Genomic DNA, 17,460 nt, shown 5'->3' on the forward strand with positions numbered 1-17,460 from the left:
TTTAATATTTTATTTATAAATTCAAGCGTGTTTATTTTTATAAATGTACTAAAACCTAAACTAACGCAACATCATGGCTGCCTTTTTAACGCCCGCTACAAAAGTGTCTACTTCTTCTTTGGTGTTATAAAAACAAAACGAAGCTCTCGCAGTTCCAGAGACTTTAAAGAAATCCATAATGGGTTGCGCACAGTGTTGACCCGTACGAATGGCAATCCCCAGTTTATCAACGATAGTACCTAAGTCATAAGCATGAACGCCCTCTATATTAAAAGAAATAACCGAGGTTTTATCCGTTTTTGGACCATAGATTTGCATGCCTTCAATCGCATTTAATTTTTCAGTGGCATACTCTAAAAGTTCGTGTTCATAAGCGGCAATTGCATCAAAACCAATCGAATTCATATAGTCAATCGCAGCTCCAAAAGCAATGCCTCCACAAATGTTTGGAGTTCCCGCTTCAAATTTATGAGGCAGACCTGCATAGGTTGTTTTTTCAAAGGTCACTTCAGAAATCATTTCGCCACCCCCTTGATAAGGTGGTAATTTATGCAACCACGATTCTTTTGCATACAGCATTCCTACACCTGTTGGGCCACACATTTTATGACCTGAGGTCACGTAAAAATCAACATCCAAGGCTTGTACATCTGGCTTGATGTGTGGGCAAGCTTGTGCACCATCAACCAATATGGCAGCGCCTACTGAATGTGCTTTTTGAATCATTTCCTCAATAGGGTTAATGGTTCCTAAGGCATTGGAAATATGATTGACAAATACCAATTTTGGATTTAAAAGTAACAAGTCATCATAAGCAGCCATATCTAAGGCACCTTCTGAAGTCATCGGAATTACTTTTAAGGTGGCCTTGGTTTTTTCGCAAAGCATTTGCCAGGGTACAATATTACTGTGGTGCTCGAGTGCCGAGACCAGAATGGTATCATTTTCGTTTAGAAAACTTGCAAATCCATTGGCCACTAAATTAATACTGTGGGTTGTTCCTGAGGTAAAAATAATTTCATGTGCATGCGCCGCATTAAAATGCTTTTGAATGGTGTGGCGTGCGCCTTCATATTTGTCAGTTGCTTCCTGACTTAAGGTATGAACTCCTCTATGAATATTGGAATTGTAATTAGAATAATAATCGACAATGACATCAATGACCTGTTGTGGGGTTTGTGATGTAGCGGCATTATCAAGATAAATTAATGGTTTCCCATTAACGGTTCTTGAGAGAATTGGAAAATCCTTTCGAATCGTTTCTACATCAAAAGGGGTATTTGAATTTAGGTTATTCATTATAAATCAAATCCTATATTAACTCCTAATTTTTCGGCAATTAAGGCGTTTATTCTATTTTTTAGTTGTGGAATTTTCACACTTTCCAAAACGTTATTCGCAAAAGCATACATCAAAAGGGCCTTGGCTTCTTTTTCAGGAATCCCTCTGGCACGTAAATAAAATAGTGCATCTTCATCCAACTGTCCAATCGTACAACCGTGAGAACACTTTACATCATCCGCAAAAATCTCTAGCTGAGGCTTGGTGTTGATGCTCGCTTTGTCACTGATAAGCAAGTTATTGTTGGACTGAAATGCATTTGTTTTTTGAGCTTCTCTATTAACGAGTACTTTTCCATTAAAAACTCCAGTAGAGCTGTCGCCAAAAATACCTTTATAATCTTGATGGCTTTCACAATTGGGCTCAATATGATGTACCAACGTGTTGTGATCGACATGTTGTTTGTTTCCAATAATGGTAACTCCATTTAAAGTGGAGTCAATGTATTCCCCGTTTTGATAAAAGTTCAAATTATTTCGAGTTAATTTTCCTCCAAAACTAAAGGTGTGTACCGAAACATGACTTTCTCTTGCTTGGTCTATAAAAGTGCTATCGATGAGTGATGCGTTTTCTTTGTCGTTTTGAACTTTATAATAATCAACAATTCCACGTTTTGCAGCAAAAATTTCGGTGACACTGTTGGTCAATGTTGGATTGTCTGTAAGACTTTGGTGGCGTTCTATAATCTGAACATGTGCATTTTCATCTACCACAATTAAGTTTCTGGGTTGAAGCAAAAGTGCTGCTTCACTCCCCGTTGAAAAATGAATGATTTGAATTGGTTTTTCAACCAATTTATTTTTAGTGATATGAATGTAAGCTCCTTCATTTGAAAACGCAGTATTCAAGGATGTCAAGCTATCTTTCTCAGCTATTTTATTAAAATAGTTTTCGATGACCACACGGTATTTAGGCTTGCTGAAAGCAGCAGACATCAAACAAATATCGATGCCTTCATGTGTAGTTTCTGAGAGATGTGATGCATATTTTCCATCGACAAATACAATTTTGTAACTGTCAATGTCATGTATAAAATAGGGTTGAACATCTTTATATTCAACAGCGAATTCTGTTTTTACAAACACACTAAAATCTTGTTTCAAGACTTTCCCTAAGGAAGTGTATTTCCAAGCCTCATCTTTCTTGGCAGGGAAGCCTTCAGATTCAAAGCGCTTTATCGCCTCTGTGCGAATATCATGTACAAAAGTGTTGTCTAATGAAATCTGATTTTCAAAAGCAATAAAAGAGGATACTAATTTTTCTTTAAGTTCCATAAAGGCAATGCGTTCTTTTAATTTTCAGCTTCTTGTTTGATCCAGTCGTACCCTTTTTCTTCCAATTCAAATGCAAGTTCTTTGGTTCCAGATTTTACTATTTTTCCGTTGTGAAGTACATGTACAAAATCTGGTACGATATAATCCAACAGACGTTGGTAATGCGTAATAACGACTACGGCATTATCTTTTGTTTTTAGTTTGTTAACGCCATTGGCTACGATGCGAAGTGCATCAATATCCAGTCCTGAATCGGTTTCATCTAGGATGGCTAGTTTTGGTTCCAACATCGCCATTTGAAAAATCTCATTTCGTTTTTTCTCACCACCTGAAAATCCTTGATTTAAAGAACGCGATAAAAACTTTCGATCGATTTCTAATAACTCAGATTTTTCACGAATCATTTTAAGCATTTCTTTTGCAGGCATATCTTCTAAACCTTTTGCTTTGCGCATTTCGTTGAGCGATGTTTTCATGAAGTTGGTGACCGTTACGCCAGGTATTTCAACGGGGTATTGAAAAGATAAAAAGATGCCTTTGTGAGCACGTTCTTCGACAGAAAGTTCGTCAATATCTTGATCCTCAAAAGTAATTTTTCCTTTTTCAACTTCGTATTCTTCTTTTCCAGCGACGACAGCAGCCAAGGTGCTTTTACCAGAACCGTTAGGCCCCATAATTGCATGAACCTCACCTGGTTTTATTTCTAGATTGATGCCTTTAAGAATTGACTTATCGTCAATGTTTGCATGTAAATCGATTATTTTTAACATAGTTATTCTGTGCCTAATTTTAATATATTCTCTGTTTCTTTTGCTGCAGAAATGCTGATAATTTCAACAATTTCTAATTTCTTTTCCCATAAAATTTTAGGGTCTTCTTTTGAAGATATAATGCCTCTCACTTCCACATTCACCATGTCGGTTTCGTTGGTTTTAAGAGGGGCTGCTTTTTCATTTAATTCTTTTGCTAAATCATTTAAAAACACACCATAAATTTCGACGTCATTTTGCAAGACGGCGGCATCCTCAAAATAGATGTAATTCCCTTTAATGATTGTAGTGTCATCAGTCGTTTCAGTTGTGGTTTTCGAATTGTTTTTGCATCCTAAAACGGTGATTACAAAAACGAACATTAATAGATTTTTCATAGTTTAAATTTTATCCTACGGAGCCTTCGAGACTTATTTCTAGTAATTTTTGAGCTTCCACGGCAAATTCCATAGGGAGTTTATTGAGGACTTCTTTGCTAAATCCATTCACAATGAGTGCAATGGCCTTTTCGGTTTCGATCCCTCTTTGATTACAATAAAATATTTGATCTTCCCCAATTTTACTTGTGGTCGCTTCATGCTCTATTTGAGCTGATTTGTTTTTAACTTCGATATATGGAAAAGTGTGTGCGCCACATTCATTCCCCATTAACAAACTATCACATTGAGAAAAATTCCGAGCATTGTCTGCTCTCGAACTTATTTGAACCAATCCTCTGTAACTATTTTGCGATTTCCCTGCGGAAATACCTTTACTAATGATGGTTGATTTTGTGTTTTTTCCCAAGTGAATCATTTTGGTTCCTGTATCCGCTTGCTGGTAATTATTGGTCACCGCGATGGAATAAAATTCCCCTACAGAATTATCACCTTTCAAGATGCATGAAGGGTATTTCCAAGTCACAGCACTTCCGGTTTCAACTTGTGTCCAAGAAATTTTGGCGTCTTTTTCACAGATCCCACGTTTGGTTACAAAATTATAAACCCCTCCAACACCTTCGGCATTTCCAGGGTACCAGTTTTGAACGGTGGAGTATTTAATTTCAGCAGCATCCATAGCAATCAGTTCTACAACGGCGGCGTGCAATTGGTTTTCGTCTCTACTTGGAGCCGTACAACCTTCGAGGTAACTTACATAACTTCCTTCATCTGCAATCAACAGGGTGCGTTCAAATTGACCTGTACCTCCTTGATTAATTCTAAAATAGGTAGAGAGTTCCATTGGACATCTAACACCTTTAGGAATGTAGCAAAAACTACCATCACTAAACACAGCACTGTTTAAGGCCGCATAGTAATTGTCAGTTGTTGGAACCACGGTTCCCATGTATTTTTTAACGAGTTCTGGATGTTCTTTGATGGCTTCAGAAATACTCATAAAAATGATACCTTTCTCACCAAGCGTCTTTTTAAATGTGGTCGCAACAGACACAGAGTCAACAACAATATCCATAGCGACATTGTTCATCTTCTTCTGTTCATCAATCGAAATTCCTAACTTTTTATACATTGCCAATAAGTCTGGATCGACATCGTCGAGGGTTTTATTTGGATCGATAGAGGCTGGTGCAGAATAATAAGCAATCGCCTGAAAATCTGGCTTTTTATATTTTACATTCGCCCAGTCTGGCTCTTCCATAGTTTTCCAAACTTTGAAAGCTTCTAAACGCCATTCGGTCATCCATTCCGGCTCTTCTTTCTTTTTTGAAATGGCTCTCACAATGGATTCATCCAAACCAATAGGAAAGGTTTCAGAATCTATATCTGTATAAAAACCATATTCGTATTCTTTGGTTTTTAATTCTTCTCTTAAATCATCTTCGGTGTACTTACTCATACCACTTATAAAATTATACTATAAAGAAAAAGATTCTCCACACCCACAAGTACGGTTTGCATTGGGGTTATTAAACACAAATCCAGCACCGTTTAGGCCACCAGAATATTCTAAAGTTGTTCCAATTAGATACAAAAAACTCTTCGTATCAACCACGATTTTCACACCGTTGTCTTCAAATAATTTATCACCTTCAATCTGAGATTTGTCAAATTTCAAATCATAAGATAACCCTGAGCATCCCCCACTTTTAACACCCACTCGGACATAGTCATTGGTAGGATCAAATCCGTCATCTTGCATTAATTGCAAGACTTTACTTTTTGCTGTTTCAGATACTTTTATCATAACGCTTATATAGATACTTTCTAAATAGGGCACAAATATACAACATACAGAGGGGATTTCCATGCATCCTTACATTATATTAATAGATGGGTTTATAGGATTAGCCTATGGATTTGAAAAGCTCGGGTTATTTATGAAATCTAGGTCCGATAAGCTTAAAAGAAATGCCTTCAAATCGGCTTTTTCTTGAGGGCTGAGTTGCACGCCTCCTTGATCTACTTTTTTCATCAAGGGGTCAATGGTAGGAGAATCTTGCAAGCCTTCACTGTAATGATTGATGACATCTTCAAGCGTTTCAAATCTACCATCGTGCATATAAGGCGCTGTAAAAGCAAGATTTCTTAAGGAAGGAGATCTGAATTTACCATTGTCAGCAGGGTCTCCAGTCACAGTTCCAAATCCGAGATCTGAAAATGCAGTATCTAAACCATTATTGTGAAACTTATTATCCGTCCAAAGTGGATTATTATCACTGCCGTGGCAATGAAAGCAATCGCCTTTTGATTCGTCCATAAAGATGTTAAACCCATTCGTTTCTTCAGGAGTTAAGGAGGCGGTTCCTAAGAGGTGTTTGTCAAATTTTGAATTCGCCGAAATGAGTGTTCTCTCAAACTGAGCGATGGCTTTAGAAACCAAAACAGAGTCAACAGTCGCTGTGCCAAATGCCGCATTAAATAGTTCAGGATATTCTGAATGTTGTTGTAGTTTTTCTGTGACAGCCGCCCAAGTGGTGTGCATTTCGATCGGATTGGTAACAGGTTCAAACGCTTGGTTTTCAAGTCCAGATTCGCGTCCGTCCCAAAAGAATTTATTGTCATAATTCCACGCTAAATTAAATAAAGGCATGGAGTTTCGGTTTCCAAACAGCCCGTCAATTCCATCGCTAAAGCGGGTCTCATCGGTAAATGCGTTGGTCGTACTGTGACAACCGGCACATGCTAGGGTGTTGTCTGCGGATAAAATGGGGTCGAAAAACAGTTTTTTCCCTAAAGAGATTCCCTCTTCTGTTTGTGGGTTGTTTGACGGAATCACAGGATCTAGGATGAGGTCTTGAAATAATTGAGGAATTTGTAGTGGACTCGCCGTAGGCACATTGACATAAGGCTTTTCGGAGTCTTCGTTGCAGGATGCGACACACAAGGCAAACATAAATATATAAAAATAAGATGTTTTATGTGTCATTTCTATCTAGTTAATACCTTTCAAAGTAAATACACTTTGCCCATTTTCATGCATCAAAATTTGAGCCGCAGAATTTGGCATTAGCATTTGATTATATACGTTAAGATCCCATGAATACGGGTTTTTGAACCATTCTTCAATATGCATTGCAACGTTGATTTCTATATCCGCCGCAACCGTAATCGCCCCTAAGTCCACTCGAAAAAAGGTGTCTTGTGGAAAGGTTGGATTGGGTCCGGCATTGTCATTCGCTCGGATGGCGTGGTAATTATATCCTTGGGTTACATTATTCGAAGTTATAAATTTTCCATCTAATTGCATATAGTGGTAACCGCCGCCTAACAACGAAGGAACATTCCAAGATGCAGTATTCAAATCGTTGTAAGCACCATCTGTGTTTTTTTCATTAATCAGTCCAAATACAAAAGAGACGTTGCTGTAAGTTCCTTGAGCAATTTTTTGATTGGGGGTAAAAGACAGGTTTGTTTGATTGGTGACATCCACTAGGTTGTAGCCTTCTAATAAAATGGTTTGCCCATCTGTTTTGGTGAATGTAATATCTGAAATTAAATAGCGCAAGCGTTCAATGCTTAAAAGTTCGCCGTGAGCATTTGTAAAATTTAACGTATTAAAATCGGAATTCGTTATTTGGGTTTCATCCCAATAATGAGAAAAGGTTAGGGTTGTATTTACAGGAGCAACAACGTCATCGGAGTCAGAGCTGCATCCAAATAAAATCAGTAAGCTAAGAGTTAATAAAGTGTAGAGTTGTTTCATTTTAATTTGAGTATTAAGAGGTCAGTAAACCCGTTGTTTTCAGAAATATCTTCGTTGGAACTACTAGAGTCTCCAACAGCCACAATTGTTTGATCGTTGAGTTCAGTCGCGTCATAAAAAAAATCGACTTCACTGCCGCCAATTGTTTTTTGCCATTCTAAGTCGCCACTGCTATTGATCTTTACGACCCAAGCGTCATTTTGTCCTTTGTTGGTTGTGAGGTTTCCATCGGTACTTCGTGAACTTCCAGAAATCAAAAAACCGTTGTCTTGTGTTTTTGAAATGGACCGTCCCACATCAAAATTACTACCGCCCAATGTTTTTTCCCAAAGCAAAGTGCCTTCGGGGGTGATTTTAATGACCCATAAATCCGCCGCGCCATTGCTCTGAGAAATGTCCAAATCGTTACTTCTGGTATCTCCGACGATTAGATAGTTTCCATCTGTTGTTTGACTGATGGCATGCGCTTCATCAATTTCACTGCCTCCAAAAGATTTCTCCCAAACTAAGGCGCCAGTGTCAGAGATTTTAATCGCCCAAAAATCATAAGTTCCTCGGTTGTTTGAGATATCCACATCATCACTATCCGAAGAGCCAATAATAATATAACCACCATCTTCGGTTTGAATGGCGTCGTAGGCCGTGTCGGTATAGCTTCCGCCATAGTAGTTGCTCCATTGTTTGACGCCACTTGCGTTTAATTTAATCGCCCAATAATCGCCTCCTGCATGCCGACTGACAATCGAGTTTCGATCGCCTTGGCCATTGGAAGCGGAGACATCCAAAACGCCCGTCAATAAGTAACCATTGTCATTGGTTTGAATGATAGAATAGGGGGAGTCACTTCCTGCAAATCCAAAAGTGTATTCCCAAGAAATGGAGCCACTGCTGTCCAGTTTCGAAACCCAAAAATCCTCAAAGCCTGTGTTTTCAGAAACATCTAGATCACTGCTTTTACTTTTTCCAATCACGGCATAACCGCCATCTGAAGTTTGAATTAAATCAGCACCCCGATCGTCATCGCTTCCTCCGTATGTTTTTTGCCACTGTAATTGATTTGCAGCATCATATTTTAGGAGCCAATAATCATAAGATTCGTTGGATTTATTAGTAATATCTCCGTCCATACTTTGGGCGTGCCCTAAAATGGCGTAACCGCCGTCCGTTGTTTTGATAACGGCTTGAGCACTTTCATTTTTTGAACCGCCTAAGCTTGTTATAAAATCGATCTCTACGCCCGACTTTTGAGGAGTCGAGTTGTCATTGTCTTCAGAGCAGTTTATTAAACATGAAGTTATAAAAAACACACCTAGTAAATGGTATAAAGATTTTTTATACATGGAGATTAATTACTTTTTTTAATGATAAACAGGCCTCTATCAATATCACTAATAATAATGTTTCCACTTGTAAAATAGGGATATACATTCCAAACGCCGTTAAATGCAGCACTGTCACTTTCTGGATAGGTGTCAAAAAACCCAATTTCAGTTAGGGCATCACTTCCTATTTGAGACACATCAAGGATTCGAACGCCTGCTCGATAATTGGCCAAAAAGTATTCATTTCCTTTGGTGTAGCCGTTATGATCGATGGCAAGTGTAGGACCTAAATAATCAAAGTCATAAAGAGGAGTGTCTAAGTCTGATAAATCAAACACTAAAGTTCGGGTATTATTCCCAACTCTCTGTTCATCAAGTTCGTCACCTACAATAAAATACCTCAAATCTTCTGTAAACCATCCTTGGTGGGTGTAGTGAGTATTAGAATATGTAATGGTTGATAAAATTGTTGGATTTGCTTTATCTGAAACATCCGCAATTACAATTTCATTTTCGTTACTGCCAACTAATATTTCTTTTCCAGTGTGGTCGCTGTCTGGTCCCGTATAGGTAATCACCTGAACATCGTGAGAATAGCCACCAGCAGCAAAGCCGCCTTCAGAAACGGGCGAAGTTGGGTTTTGGATGTTTATAAATAAGGCACCTCCAGAAAAAGGGCCACCACGACTTGTTCCTACGACATAGGCATATCCAGAAGTCTCGTTAATAAAAATATTATGGGCACTCCCAAATTCTGTAAAATGGGTGTCGGCAGTAAACGTTTCGGGTGCGTTTGTAACAGATCGTAAACGAGTCAAATCAAAAACCTGCATGCCATGCCCAGAAGCTTCACTTACAATAAAGGCATGATTTTGATACACTTTGATATCTCTCCACAAGCTATTCACGGTTGCCGTGGGAAGGATCCCTACAAGTATAGGAGCAATGGGATTGCTGATGTCCACAAAAGCCGCATGAGAATTGAGTCCTACAAGTGCATATTCTTTATTCGTTGTTGGGTCGGTCCAGCCCCAAGAGTCATTTCCAGAAAGACTTCCTCCACCCGTACCGGGAGTCAAATCGTCTAGAGACATATAACTCATAAGGTCATAACCATCGCAAGGGTATATGTCCGCCATCCCATTATCGCAAGGTGCCAATGGGTCACAAACATCGCCAATACCATCTCCATCGGAATCGAGTTGGTCTAGGTTTGCGACTTCGGGACAGTTGTCTTCGGAGTCAATTATGGTGTCTCCATCCGTATCTGTATTATCTATTGGTTCGCAAGCATCACCAATGCCATCGCCATCTGCATCTAGTTGGTCTAGGTTTGCGACTTCGGGACAGTTGTCTTCTGAGTCAATGATAGTATCGCCATCTGTATCTGTACTATCTGTCAAATCACAGGCATCGCCAATGCCGTCTCCATCTGCATCTTCTTGATTGGGATTGGCAATTTGAGGGCAATTATCAATAGAATTCATAATTCCATCTCCATCGGCATCTGTGGACACAGCGCCCGTTGGTTCGGAATTACAGGAAGTTGCGAGTCCAATTCCTATAAAAATGCACAATAATTTTAAAAAATTAGTTTTCATAATATTGGATTTAGGTATGTTCAGGGAACGTAATTTACGTCAAAAAATTATATATAAATGAAAATCAGTTGAATTATGTATCTTTTGTATAAGAAATTTACCAAAAGCGTCTTATTTTTGCAGCATGATAGAAGATAAAAATCAAGAAAATACGCCCCTAAGTAGTTTAGGTGAATTTGGACTAATAGACCATTTAACCAAACGATTTACCGATAAAAATAGTTCCACTGTTAAAGGGATTGGGGATGATGCTGCGATATTAGATTTTAAAAATAAATCGGTGGTGCTGACTACTGATTTATTGGTTGAAGGCGTTCATTTCGATTTAAGTTATATGCCCTTAAAACATTTGGGGTATAAAGCAGTGATGGTTAATCTTTCTGATGTATATGCCATGAATGCAAATGCCACACAAATTACGGTTTCTGTGGCGGTTTCCAATCGGTTTTCTTTGGAAGCATTGGATGCATTGTACGAAGGAATTCACAAAGCCGCTGAGGTGTATGGCGTTGATGTAGTTGGTGGCGATACCACCTCTTCTACAACAGGTTTGATGATTTCTGTAACCGCTCTTGGTGAAGTTGATTTAGACACGGTTGTCAAACGAAGTGGTGCGCAACCAAACGATTTATTAGTGGTGAGTGGCGATCTTGGTGGGGCTTATTTAGGTCTTCAAGTTTTAGAACGTGAAAAAGAAGTTTTTAAAGTGAACCCGAACAATCAACCAGATTTGGATGGGTACACCTATATTATAGAACGTCAATTGAAACCCGAAGCCCGAAAGGACATCGTGAAACTTTTGAAAGATTTAGAGGTAGTACCAACGTCTATGATTGATATTAGCGATGGCTTGTCCTCAGAAATCATTCATTTATGCAAACAAAGTGAAGTAGGATGTGATTTATATGAAGATAAAATCCCTTTAGACCCGCAGGTCATTTCAACTTGTGAAGAGTTTAATATGGACAGCACGACTGTCGCACTGAATGGGGGGGAGGATTATGAACTTCTCATGACCATTTCGCAAGAAGATTTTCCTAAAATTAAAGCCAATCCAAACTTAACGGTTATTGGCTATATGACCGAGCCGAGTGTCGGAATGAACTTGGTGACACGTGGCGAAACTAAAATTCAGTTAACAGCTCAAGGATGGAATCCGATAAGTTCAGATTCAGAAGCATAGTGTTTATTTCCAGCGCAAACTTTCGATAAGATGCATCATATCCTTTTGAATATAGTTGATGGCTGGTAAAATGGAATCGTAGTTGGGTTTGGTCTCAAAATAAAGCGCTCCAGATATAAAATGCTTTGTACTGTCGGTTACATAAAACTGGGATTGTGACGCTACATTTCCCTTTAGGTCATAAAACATACCGTATAAATTTTGTGGGTCGTTTTCATACATCCGTTCTGAAATTTCATCCGCCACTTGAAGGTGTTTTTGAGTCCTTGCCCTTGCGTCCGAAATATATTTTTCGAGGTTGTTATCTACTTTTTTATAATTGATAAAAACAGAGGCTTTTAGTGCGGGATAGCGAAGAATAATCCCTTCAAGAGTGTTGTTTTTTTTAGAAACATTCAGCTGGGCAAGTTTGTTTTTTTCAAATTCAAAAGGCAACTCCAGCAAGCTTTTATGGTAAGCCGCTTTTGGATAATCCAAACTCAAAAAGGCTTTTGGTTTTGGCACCGGAATTTCATCACAAGAGAAACACATAAAAATACATAAAAGAACAGCGAACGATTTCATTATTTTTTAAGTGTTACTTTGAGTTGTTTGATGCGTTTATTGTTGAGTGCCTCCACAGTAAATGTATAGGTTTTAAATCCAATTTTACTGTTTACTTTTGGAAAGCTTTTAGATATTTCAAGCACAAATCCAGCGAGGGTTTCTGCTTCTCCTTTTTCATCTTCAAAAACAGATTCATCATCCAATTTGATAATTCTATAAAAATCTTTAAGTGTTGTTTTGCCTTCAAAAACATAATTATGCGCATCGAGTTTTGAGTAAATCAAATCATCGTCGTCAAACTCATCACTAATATCTCCCACAATTTCTTCAATGATATCTTCTAAAGACACCACTCCAGAAGTTCCGCCATACTCATCGACTACGATGGCCAAGTGAATTTTTTTCTCCTGAAACTCGACCATCAAATCATCTAGCTTTTTATTTTCAGGTACAAAAAAGGGTGCTCTTATTAAGGTCGTCCAGTCAAATTCTTTCTTTTGAAGGTGCGGTAATAAGTCTTTTACGTATAGTATTCCGACAACCGTATCAATACTTTCATTGTAAACAGGAATACGAGAATAGCCGTTTTTTACGATTTCCGGAATAATTTTTTTGTAGTCCACCGATTGATCCAAAGCAAATATATCGATGCGCGGACGCATCACTTGTTTGGTGTCTGTATTTCCAAACGACACAATGCCTTGTAGAATTTTTTGCTCTTGTTGGGTAGTGTCATCTTCACTAGCAAGCTCCAGTGCTTGGGAAAGATAATCGACATTAAGGTTGGATTTTTGTCTTCCTAATTTTTTATGAATTCCTAAAGTTACTTTTTGCATCGGAATGCTAATGGGCGAAATGACCACATCCAATACTTTTAAAGGATAGGCCATAAACTTTGAAAACTTTAAGTTGTTTCGGTTGGCATATACTTTGGGTAAGATTTCTCCAATCAGTAAAATTAAAAAAGTAATCAGAATTACTTCAATAAAGAAAACGAGGTCAATTTTGAAAAATCCTAAATCTAATTCTGATTGTACACTGCTAAATAAAGTTTCGCTTAGAGAGGCAAACAATATGACGATGGCGATATTTATGAAGTTATTGGCGACCAATATAGATGCCAATAATTTTTTTGGATGTTTTAAGAGTTCAATAATAATCTCAAACGATTTTGACTTGCTGTCTTTTGCCTCATCTAAATCTTTTTGTGTCAGCGAAAAAAGAGCGACTTCAGCGCCCGATATAAGTGCAGAACAGATTAAAAGCACCAGTAATCCAAGGATGCCAATGATCAATGTGCTGTCAAAAAGAGGGGTGAAACTAGAGGGTTCAGGGTCCAATTATGTGTGTTTTATAAACTAATTAAAATGGTAAATCGTTTGGTTCTTCGTTGTTTTCAGGGGGTTTTGCAGCCGCTGATTGTGGGGTTTGTTTTGAGGAATTTTCTGAGGAGGATGAACTGTCACTTTTGGCTGTCAAAAATGTAAAATCAACACATTGGATTTCGGTCGAATACCGGTCGTTTCCTTTGTCGTCTTGCCATTTTCTTGTTTTTAAACGCCCTTCAATATATACTTTATCTCCTTTGCTGAGGTATTTCTCACAAATTTCGGCTCCTTTATTTCGGACCACAATATTGTGCCATTCCGTATTGGTCACCTTTTCATTGGTTTGCTTGTTTGTATAGGTTTCATTGGTCGCCAATGGAAAACGTCCCACACAGTTTTTATCATCAAAATAATGCATTTTCACGGCATCTCCAAGATGTCCAATAAGCATCACTTTATTTAAAGTTCCTGACATAATAGTTGATTTTTGAGTGCATAAATTTGAAACAAAATTAATGTTATAAAGATATCTAAAAAATGTAAAAGCTCATACTTAAATATGAAAATTATTTATAAACCGTTCGATGACAGCTGGGACTGGATAGGTTGCGATATTAGACCATGCTATTGCATTTTCAGGAGCGTTTTTTGTTTTTATAATCCAAAACTTGACATGCAATTCACGATGGGATAGTTTGTGAATAATATCCGAAGTGTTAAAAAGTGTGATATTTTTGTAAGGCATCTTAATTTTGTCTGATACTTCAAGGTAGGGCAAAAGCTCTTCTTTAGACACCGCAGTGGGGGTTTCAATGAGGGGAAATTGATACAGTTGTTGCCAAATTCCTTTTTCCGTACGTTGTTCCAGATAAGTTTTGTGATCGTCGGAATCCATCACTAAAAAATTAAAATACTTTTTAGTGACTTTCGTTTTTTTGAGTTTAACTGGCAATACTTTAATAGATCCCGTAGCATAAGCTTTGCAAGTCGATGCCAGCGGACAGATATCACAGTTGGGCGATTGGGGTTTGCACTGTCGCGACCCAAACTCCATAATCGCTTGGTTGTAATCTCCAAAATTAGATAAAGGCAATAAGGACTCTGCTAATGTTTTAAACTGTTTGATGCCTTCCGTACTATTAATAGGAGTGTCAATCCCAAAATACCGAGCCAAAACGCGGTACACATTTCCATCGACGACAGCTACGGATTCTTCATAACAGATGGAAGCGATGGCACTGGCTGTGTAATCGCCAACGCCTTTTAGTTCAAGAAGCGACTTATAGTCTTTTGGGAATTCACCATTTAAATTTTCTGCAATGTGTTTGGCTGTAAAGTGCAAGTTTCGAGCACGGGAATAATAGCCCAGCCCTTGCCACAGGTTTAAAACCGCTGTTTCAGAAGCGGCTGCAAGTGCCTGCACAGACGGGTAATTTGCTAAAAAAGCTTCATAATAAGGTTGCCCTTGTTTGATCTGTGTTTGCTGTAAAATAATCTCTGACAACCAGATATTATACGGATTCTTAGAGGTGCGCCAAGGCAGATTCCTTTTGTTTACTGAATACCAGTTAGTTAGTGTTGAGTGAAAATTCATTTTGAAATTGGTTGAATGGCAAAAATAATCTTTTAATATATTTAATTTTAATTCTTTAGGCTTGAAATATTGAATATAAAATACATATATTTGCAAGCCTATTAAAAAATATTAATTTTAAATAAAATAAAAATGACTAAAGCTGAAATTGTAGCTAAAATTTCCAACGATTTAGGAATTGAAAAAGGAGATGTATTGGCAACTGTTGAATCTTTTATGAGCGAAGTTAAAGGATCGTTAGAGACTGGAGAAAATGTTTATTTAAGAGGATTTGGAAGTTTCATTATCAAGACTAGAGCTGAAAAAATTGGGAGAAATATTTCTAAAAATACTTCAATCAAAATACCAGCACACAACATACCTGCGTTTAAGCCTTCAAAAGTATTTATTGAAGGTGTAAAATCGAAGGTTAAAGTAAACTAATTATTTATAAACTAATTTTAAAAAATCTCATTTATGCCAAGCGGTAAAAAACGTAAAAGACATAAGGTAGCAACGCATAAGCGTAAAAAAAGACGTCGCGCTAACCGTCACAAGAAGAAGTAATTTGAAAAAGTAGCACAGCTACTTTTTCGGGTTATTATCAGAACGTTCTTTGATATCAAATTCGTGCTAAAATTCAGTTACACCTTGCTGAATACATGAATTTACTGGATTAAATCCTGTCAAACCTTAGTATTGAAACACACTTAGTTGTGTTTAAAATACCTAAGGTTATACTCCTGCAGTAATCTGCGGGAATGAATCAAGAAAAATATTTTATAATCCATCTGTACATTCGTGTATGGATACAAATTAACACTATGAATAAAGAATTAATAATTCGATCCAATTCAGACAATGTTGATTTTGCCTTATTAAAAGATGGAAAACTAGTTGAATTTCAAAATGACGAAGATAATAGCAAATTTTCTGTTGGCGATGTGTTTTTAGCCAAAGTAAGAAAGTCTGTTCCGGGTCTCAACGCTGCATTTGTAAATGTAGGGTATCATAAAGATGCATTTTTGCATTACCATGATTTAGGGCCTAAGCTTCCAACATTGATGAAATTCATGAAACGTGTAAGCACAGGTAAATTAAAAGATTACTCTTTAAAAAACTTTACTTTTGAAGAAGACATTAAAAAAGATGGTAGTATTGACGAAATTATAAAGTCAAACCAATCTATTTTGGTTCAAATTGCAAAAGAACCAATCTCAACAAAGGGACCTAGAATTAGTTCCGAAATTTCACTTGCTGGCCGCTATTTGGTACTTGTTCCGTTTTCAGATCGCATCTCAATTTCTCAAAAAATTGAAAGTAGATCCGAAAAAGAACGCCTAAAGCGCCTTGTAAGAAGCATTACTCCCAAAGGATTTGGAGTCATCATACGCACTGTAGCTACGGATAAAAAAGTTGCAGAACTAGATAAAGACCTTCAAGACTTATACACAAAATGGGAATCTATTTGTAAAGCGATACCGCGCGCCCATACACCAAGTAAAGTACTCGGTGAAATGAATAAAGCGTCCTCTATTCTTAGAGACATTTTCAATGATACCTTTACAGGTATTACGGTCGATGACGATTTGCTTTTTAATCAAATTAAAGATTATGTTCATGAAATTGCACCTCACAAAGAGGCGATTGTGAAGTATCACAATCCAAAAACACCCATTTTTGAAAAATTTGGGATCGAAAGACAAATCAAAACTTCATTTGGAAAAACCGTTTCAATGGCGCGTGGTGCCTATTTAATTATAGAGCACACAGAAGCCCTTCACGTGGTAGATGTCAATAGCGGAAACCGTTCAAGTAAAGAAAGAAACCAAGAAGCGACTGCTTTAGAAGTCAATATCCTTGCTGCAACCGAACTCGCACGCCAATTTAGATTGCGTGATATGGGCGGTATTATTGTAGTGGATTTTATTGACATGAACAGAGCAGAGAATCGCAAAAAACTCTTCGATCATCTTAGAGATGAGATGAAAGACGATAGAGCCAAACACAAAATATTACCTCCAAGCAAGTTTGGGTTAATTCAAATCACAAGACAACGTGTTCGACCAGAAATGAACATTAAGACCAAGGAAGCGAATCCTAATGGTACTAATGGCGCTGAAGTGGAAGCACCAATTGTTCTGATTGATAAAATTAATCACCAGCTGGACCAAATTATGAAAAAAGGCTATAAAAAAGTGACTTTAAACACACACCCTTTTATAGCAGCCTTTATTACAAAAGGCTTCCCATCCATACGTTCGAAATGGTATTTTGAACATAAAAAATGGGTTAAAGTAATGCCAAGAGATGCTTACACATATCTGGAATTTCATTTTAAAAATGAAAATGGCAAAACCATTAAACTGTAAAAAAGTC

17 protein-coding genes are annotated in these 17,460 nt (G+C 37.6%); 3 read left to right on the forward strand and 14 right to left on the reverse strand.

The features are described 5' to 3' along the window. Positions 1–60 precede the first annotated feature (60 nt). The 10 genes from FORMB_RS07540 to FORMB_RS07585 form a co-directional block, all read right to left on the reverse strand. Positions 61–1,299, reverse strand: a complete 1,239-nt coding sequence (locus FORMB_RS07540) for an aminotransferase class V-fold PLP-dependent enzyme (RefSeq protein WP_069676873.1) — start codon at positions 1,297–1,299, stop codon at positions 61–63. Beyond that, positions 1,299–2,615 (reverse strand): Fe-S cluster assembly protein SufD, encoded by a 1,317-nt coding sequence (gene sufD, locus FORMB_RS07545; protein WP_069676874.1) that lies wholly within the window; start codon positions 2,613–2,615, stop codon positions 1,299–1,301. Before sufD ends, FORMB_RS07540 begins: the two co-directional genes overlap by 1 nt. Positions 2,616–2,632: 17 nt before the next feature. Next, complete coding sequence (gene sufC, locus FORMB_RS07550) at positions 2,633–3,385, reverse strand: Fe-S cluster assembly ATPase SufC (protein WP_069676875.1); 753 nt, start codon at positions 3,383–3,385, stop codon at positions 2,633–2,635. A 2-nt stretch (positions 3,386–3,387) separates the two neighbouring features. Further along, entirely contained in the window at positions 3,388–3,762 is a 375-nt protein-coding gene (locus FORMB_RS07555; RefSeq protein ID WP_157498097.1) for a hypothetical protein, read from the reverse strand. Between the two features lie 10 nt (positions 3,763–3,772). Next, the gene (gene sufB, locus FORMB_RS07560; protein ID WP_069676877.1) at positions 3,773–5,221 is read right to left on the reverse strand and encodes a Fe-S cluster assembly protein SufB; all 1,449 of its coding nucleotides are present in this window, start codon (positions 5,219–5,221) and stop codon (positions 3,773–3,775) included. Positions 5,222–5,239: 18 nt separating this feature from the next. Beyond that, positions 5,240–5,569 carry a HesB/IscA family protein gene (locus FORMB_RS07565; protein WP_069676878.1) on the reverse strand — a complete coding sequence of 110 codons (330 nt, stop codon included), beginning with the start codon at positions 5,567–5,569 and terminating at the stop codon, positions 5,240–5,242. A 105-nt stretch (positions 5,570–5,674) separates the two neighbouring features. Continuing rightward, positions 5,675–6,751: a cytochrome-c peroxidase gene (locus FORMB_RS07570; protein WP_083243933.1), complete on the reverse strand. Its 1,077-nt coding sequence runs from the start codon at positions 6,749–6,751 to the stop codon at positions 5,675–5,677. 6 nt (positions 6,752–6,757) lie between these two features. Next, positions 6,758–7,528 carry an MbnP family protein gene (locus FORMB_RS07575; protein WP_069676879.1) on the reverse strand — a complete coding sequence of 257 codons (771 nt, stop codon included), beginning with the start codon at positions 7,526–7,528 and terminating at the stop codon, positions 6,758–6,760. Continuing rightward, on the reverse strand, positions 7,525–8,868 hold the full coding sequence (locus tag FORMB_RS07580; RefSeq protein ID WP_069676880.1) for a hypothetical protein: 1,344 nt from the start codon (positions 8,866–8,868) through the stop codon (positions 7,525–7,527). Before FORMB_RS07580 ends, FORMB_RS07575 begins: the two co-directional genes overlap by 4 nt. Before the next feature lie 5 nt (positions 8,869–8,873). Then, entirely contained in the window at positions 8,874–10,451 is a 1,578-nt protein-coding gene (locus tag FORMB_RS07585) for a choice-of-anchor B family protein (RefSeq protein ID WP_069676881.1), read from the reverse strand. 124 nt (positions 10,452–10,575) lie between these two features. Here FORMB_RS07585 and thiL point away from each other — a divergent pair, with 124 nt between their 5' ends. Beyond that, positions 10,576–11,634: a thiamine-phosphate kinase gene (thiL, locus tag FORMB_RS07590; RefSeq protein WP_069676882.1), complete on the forward strand. Its 1,059-nt coding sequence runs from the start codon at positions 10,576–10,578 to the stop codon at positions 11,632–11,634. A gap of 3 nt (positions 11,635–11,637) precedes the next feature. Here thiL and gldD read toward each other — a convergent pair whose 3' ends face one another. The 4 genes from gldD to mutY all read right to left on the reverse strand — a co-directional run bounded on the left by gldD (position 11,638) and on the right by mutY (position 15,102). Beyond that, a complete protein-coding gene (gene gldD / locus FORMB_RS07595) occupies positions 11,638–12,198 on the reverse strand; it encodes a gliding motility lipoprotein GldD (RefSeq protein WP_069676883.1) in 561 nt (186 codons plus the stop codon). Beyond that, positions 12,198–13,520 carry a gliding motility-associated protein GldE gene (gene gldE / locus FORMB_RS07600; RefSeq protein WP_069676884.1) on the reverse strand — a complete coding sequence of 441 codons (1,323 nt, stop codon included), beginning with the start codon at positions 13,518–13,520 and terminating at the stop codon, positions 12,198–12,200. The genes gldD and gldE overlap by 1 nt, the downstream gene beginning before the upstream one ends. Before the next feature lie 22 nt (positions 13,521–13,542). After that, on the reverse strand, positions 13,543–13,983 hold the full coding sequence (locus FORMB_RS07605) for a single-stranded DNA-binding protein (protein ID WP_069676885.1): 441 nt from the start codon (positions 13,981–13,983) through the stop codon (positions 13,543–13,545). Between the two features lie 78 nt (positions 13,984–14,061). Further along, positions 14,062–15,102: an A/G-specific adenine glycosylase gene (gene mutY / locus FORMB_RS07610; protein WP_069676886.1), complete on the reverse strand. Its 1,041-nt coding sequence runs from the start codon at positions 15,100–15,102 to the stop codon at positions 14,062–14,064. A 132-nt stretch (positions 15,103–15,234) separates the two neighbouring features. Between mutY and FORMB_RS07615 the strand changes: the two genes are divergently transcribed. Continuing rightward, positions 15,235–15,525 (forward strand): HU family DNA-binding protein, encoded by a 291-nt coding sequence (locus FORMB_RS07615; protein ID WP_069676887.1) that lies wholly within the window; start codon positions 15,235–15,237, stop codon positions 15,523–15,525. A gap of 380 nt (positions 15,526–15,905) precedes the next feature. Next, complete coding sequence (locus tag FORMB_RS07620) at positions 15,906–17,453, forward strand: Rne/Rng family ribonuclease (protein ID WP_069676888.1); 1,548 nt, start codon at positions 15,906–15,908, stop codon at positions 17,451–17,453. Positions 17,454–17,460 lie beyond the last annotated feature (7 nt).

Origin of the sequence: Formosa sp. Hel1_33_131 (assembly GCF_001735745.1) — a bacterium.
Lineage (GTDB): Bacteria > Bacteroidota > Bacteroidia > Flavobacteriales > Flavobacteriaceae > Hel1-33-131.

What these genes read in the sequence shown, in the direction of transcription:
- FORMB_RS07540 (WP_069676873.1), bottom strand. Translation starts at nt 1,299, where the DNA reads ATGAATAACCTAAATTCAAATACCCCTTTTGATGTAGAAACGATTCGA.
- sufD (WP_069676874.1), bottom strand. Translation starts at nt 2,615, where the DNA reads ATGGAACTTAAAGAAAAATTAGTATCCTCTTTTATTGCTTTTGAAAAT.
- sufC (WP_069676875.1), bottom strand. Translation starts at nt 3,385, where the DNA reads ATGTTAAAAATAATCGATTTACATGCAAACATTGACGATAAGTCAATT.
- FORMB_RS07555 (WP_157498097.1), bottom strand. Translation starts at nt 3,762, where the DNA reads ATGAAAAATCTATTAATGTTCGTTTTTGTAATCACCGTTTTAGGATGC.
- sufB (WP_069676877.1), bottom strand. Translation starts at nt 5,221, where the DNA reads ATGAGTAAGTACACCGAAGATGATTTAAGAGAAGAATTAAAAACCAAA.
- FORMB_RS07565 (WP_069676878.1), bottom strand. Translation starts at nt 5,569, where the DNA reads ATGATAAAAGTATCTGAAACAGCAAAAAGTAAAGTCTTGCAATTAATG.
- FORMB_RS07570 (WP_083243933.1), bottom strand. Translation starts at nt 6,751, where the DNA reads ATGACACATAAAACATCTTATTTTTATATATTTATGTTTGCCTTGTGT.
- FORMB_RS07575 (WP_069676879.1), bottom strand. Translation starts at nt 7,528, where the DNA reads ATGAAACAACTCTACACTTTATTAACTCTTAGCTTACTGATTTTATTT.
- FORMB_RS07580 (WP_069676880.1), bottom strand. Translation starts at nt 8,868, where the DNA reads ATGTATAAAAAATCTTTATACCATTTACTAGGTGTGTTTTTTATAACT.
- FORMB_RS07585 (WP_069676881.1), bottom strand. Translation starts at nt 10,451, where the DNA reads ATGAAAACTAATTTTTTAAAATTATTGTGCATTTTTATAGGAATTGGA.
- thiL (WP_069676882.1), top strand. Translation starts at nt 10,576, where the DNA reads ATGATAGAAGATAAAAATCAAGAAAATACGCCCCTAAGTAGTTTAGGT.
- gldD (WP_069676883.1), bottom strand. Translation starts at nt 12,198, where the DNA reads ATGAAATCGTTCGCTGTTCTTTTATGTATTTTTATGTGTTTCTCTTGT.
- FORMB_RS07605 (WP_069676885.1), bottom strand. Translation starts at nt 13,983, where the DNA reads ATGTCAGGAACTTTAAATAAAGTGATGCTTATTGGACATCTTGGAGAT.
- mutY (WP_069676886.1), bottom strand. Translation starts at nt 15,102, where the DNA reads ATGAATTTTCACTCAACACTAACTAACTGGTATTCAGTAAACAAAAGG.
- FORMB_RS07615 (WP_069676887.1), top strand. Translation starts at nt 15,235, where the DNA reads ATGACTAAAGCTGAAATTGTAGCTAAAATTTCCAACGATTTAGGAATT.
- FORMB_RS07620 (WP_069676888.1), top strand. Translation starts at nt 15,906, where the DNA reads ATGAATAAAGAATTAATAATTCGATCCAATTCAGACAATGTTGATTTT.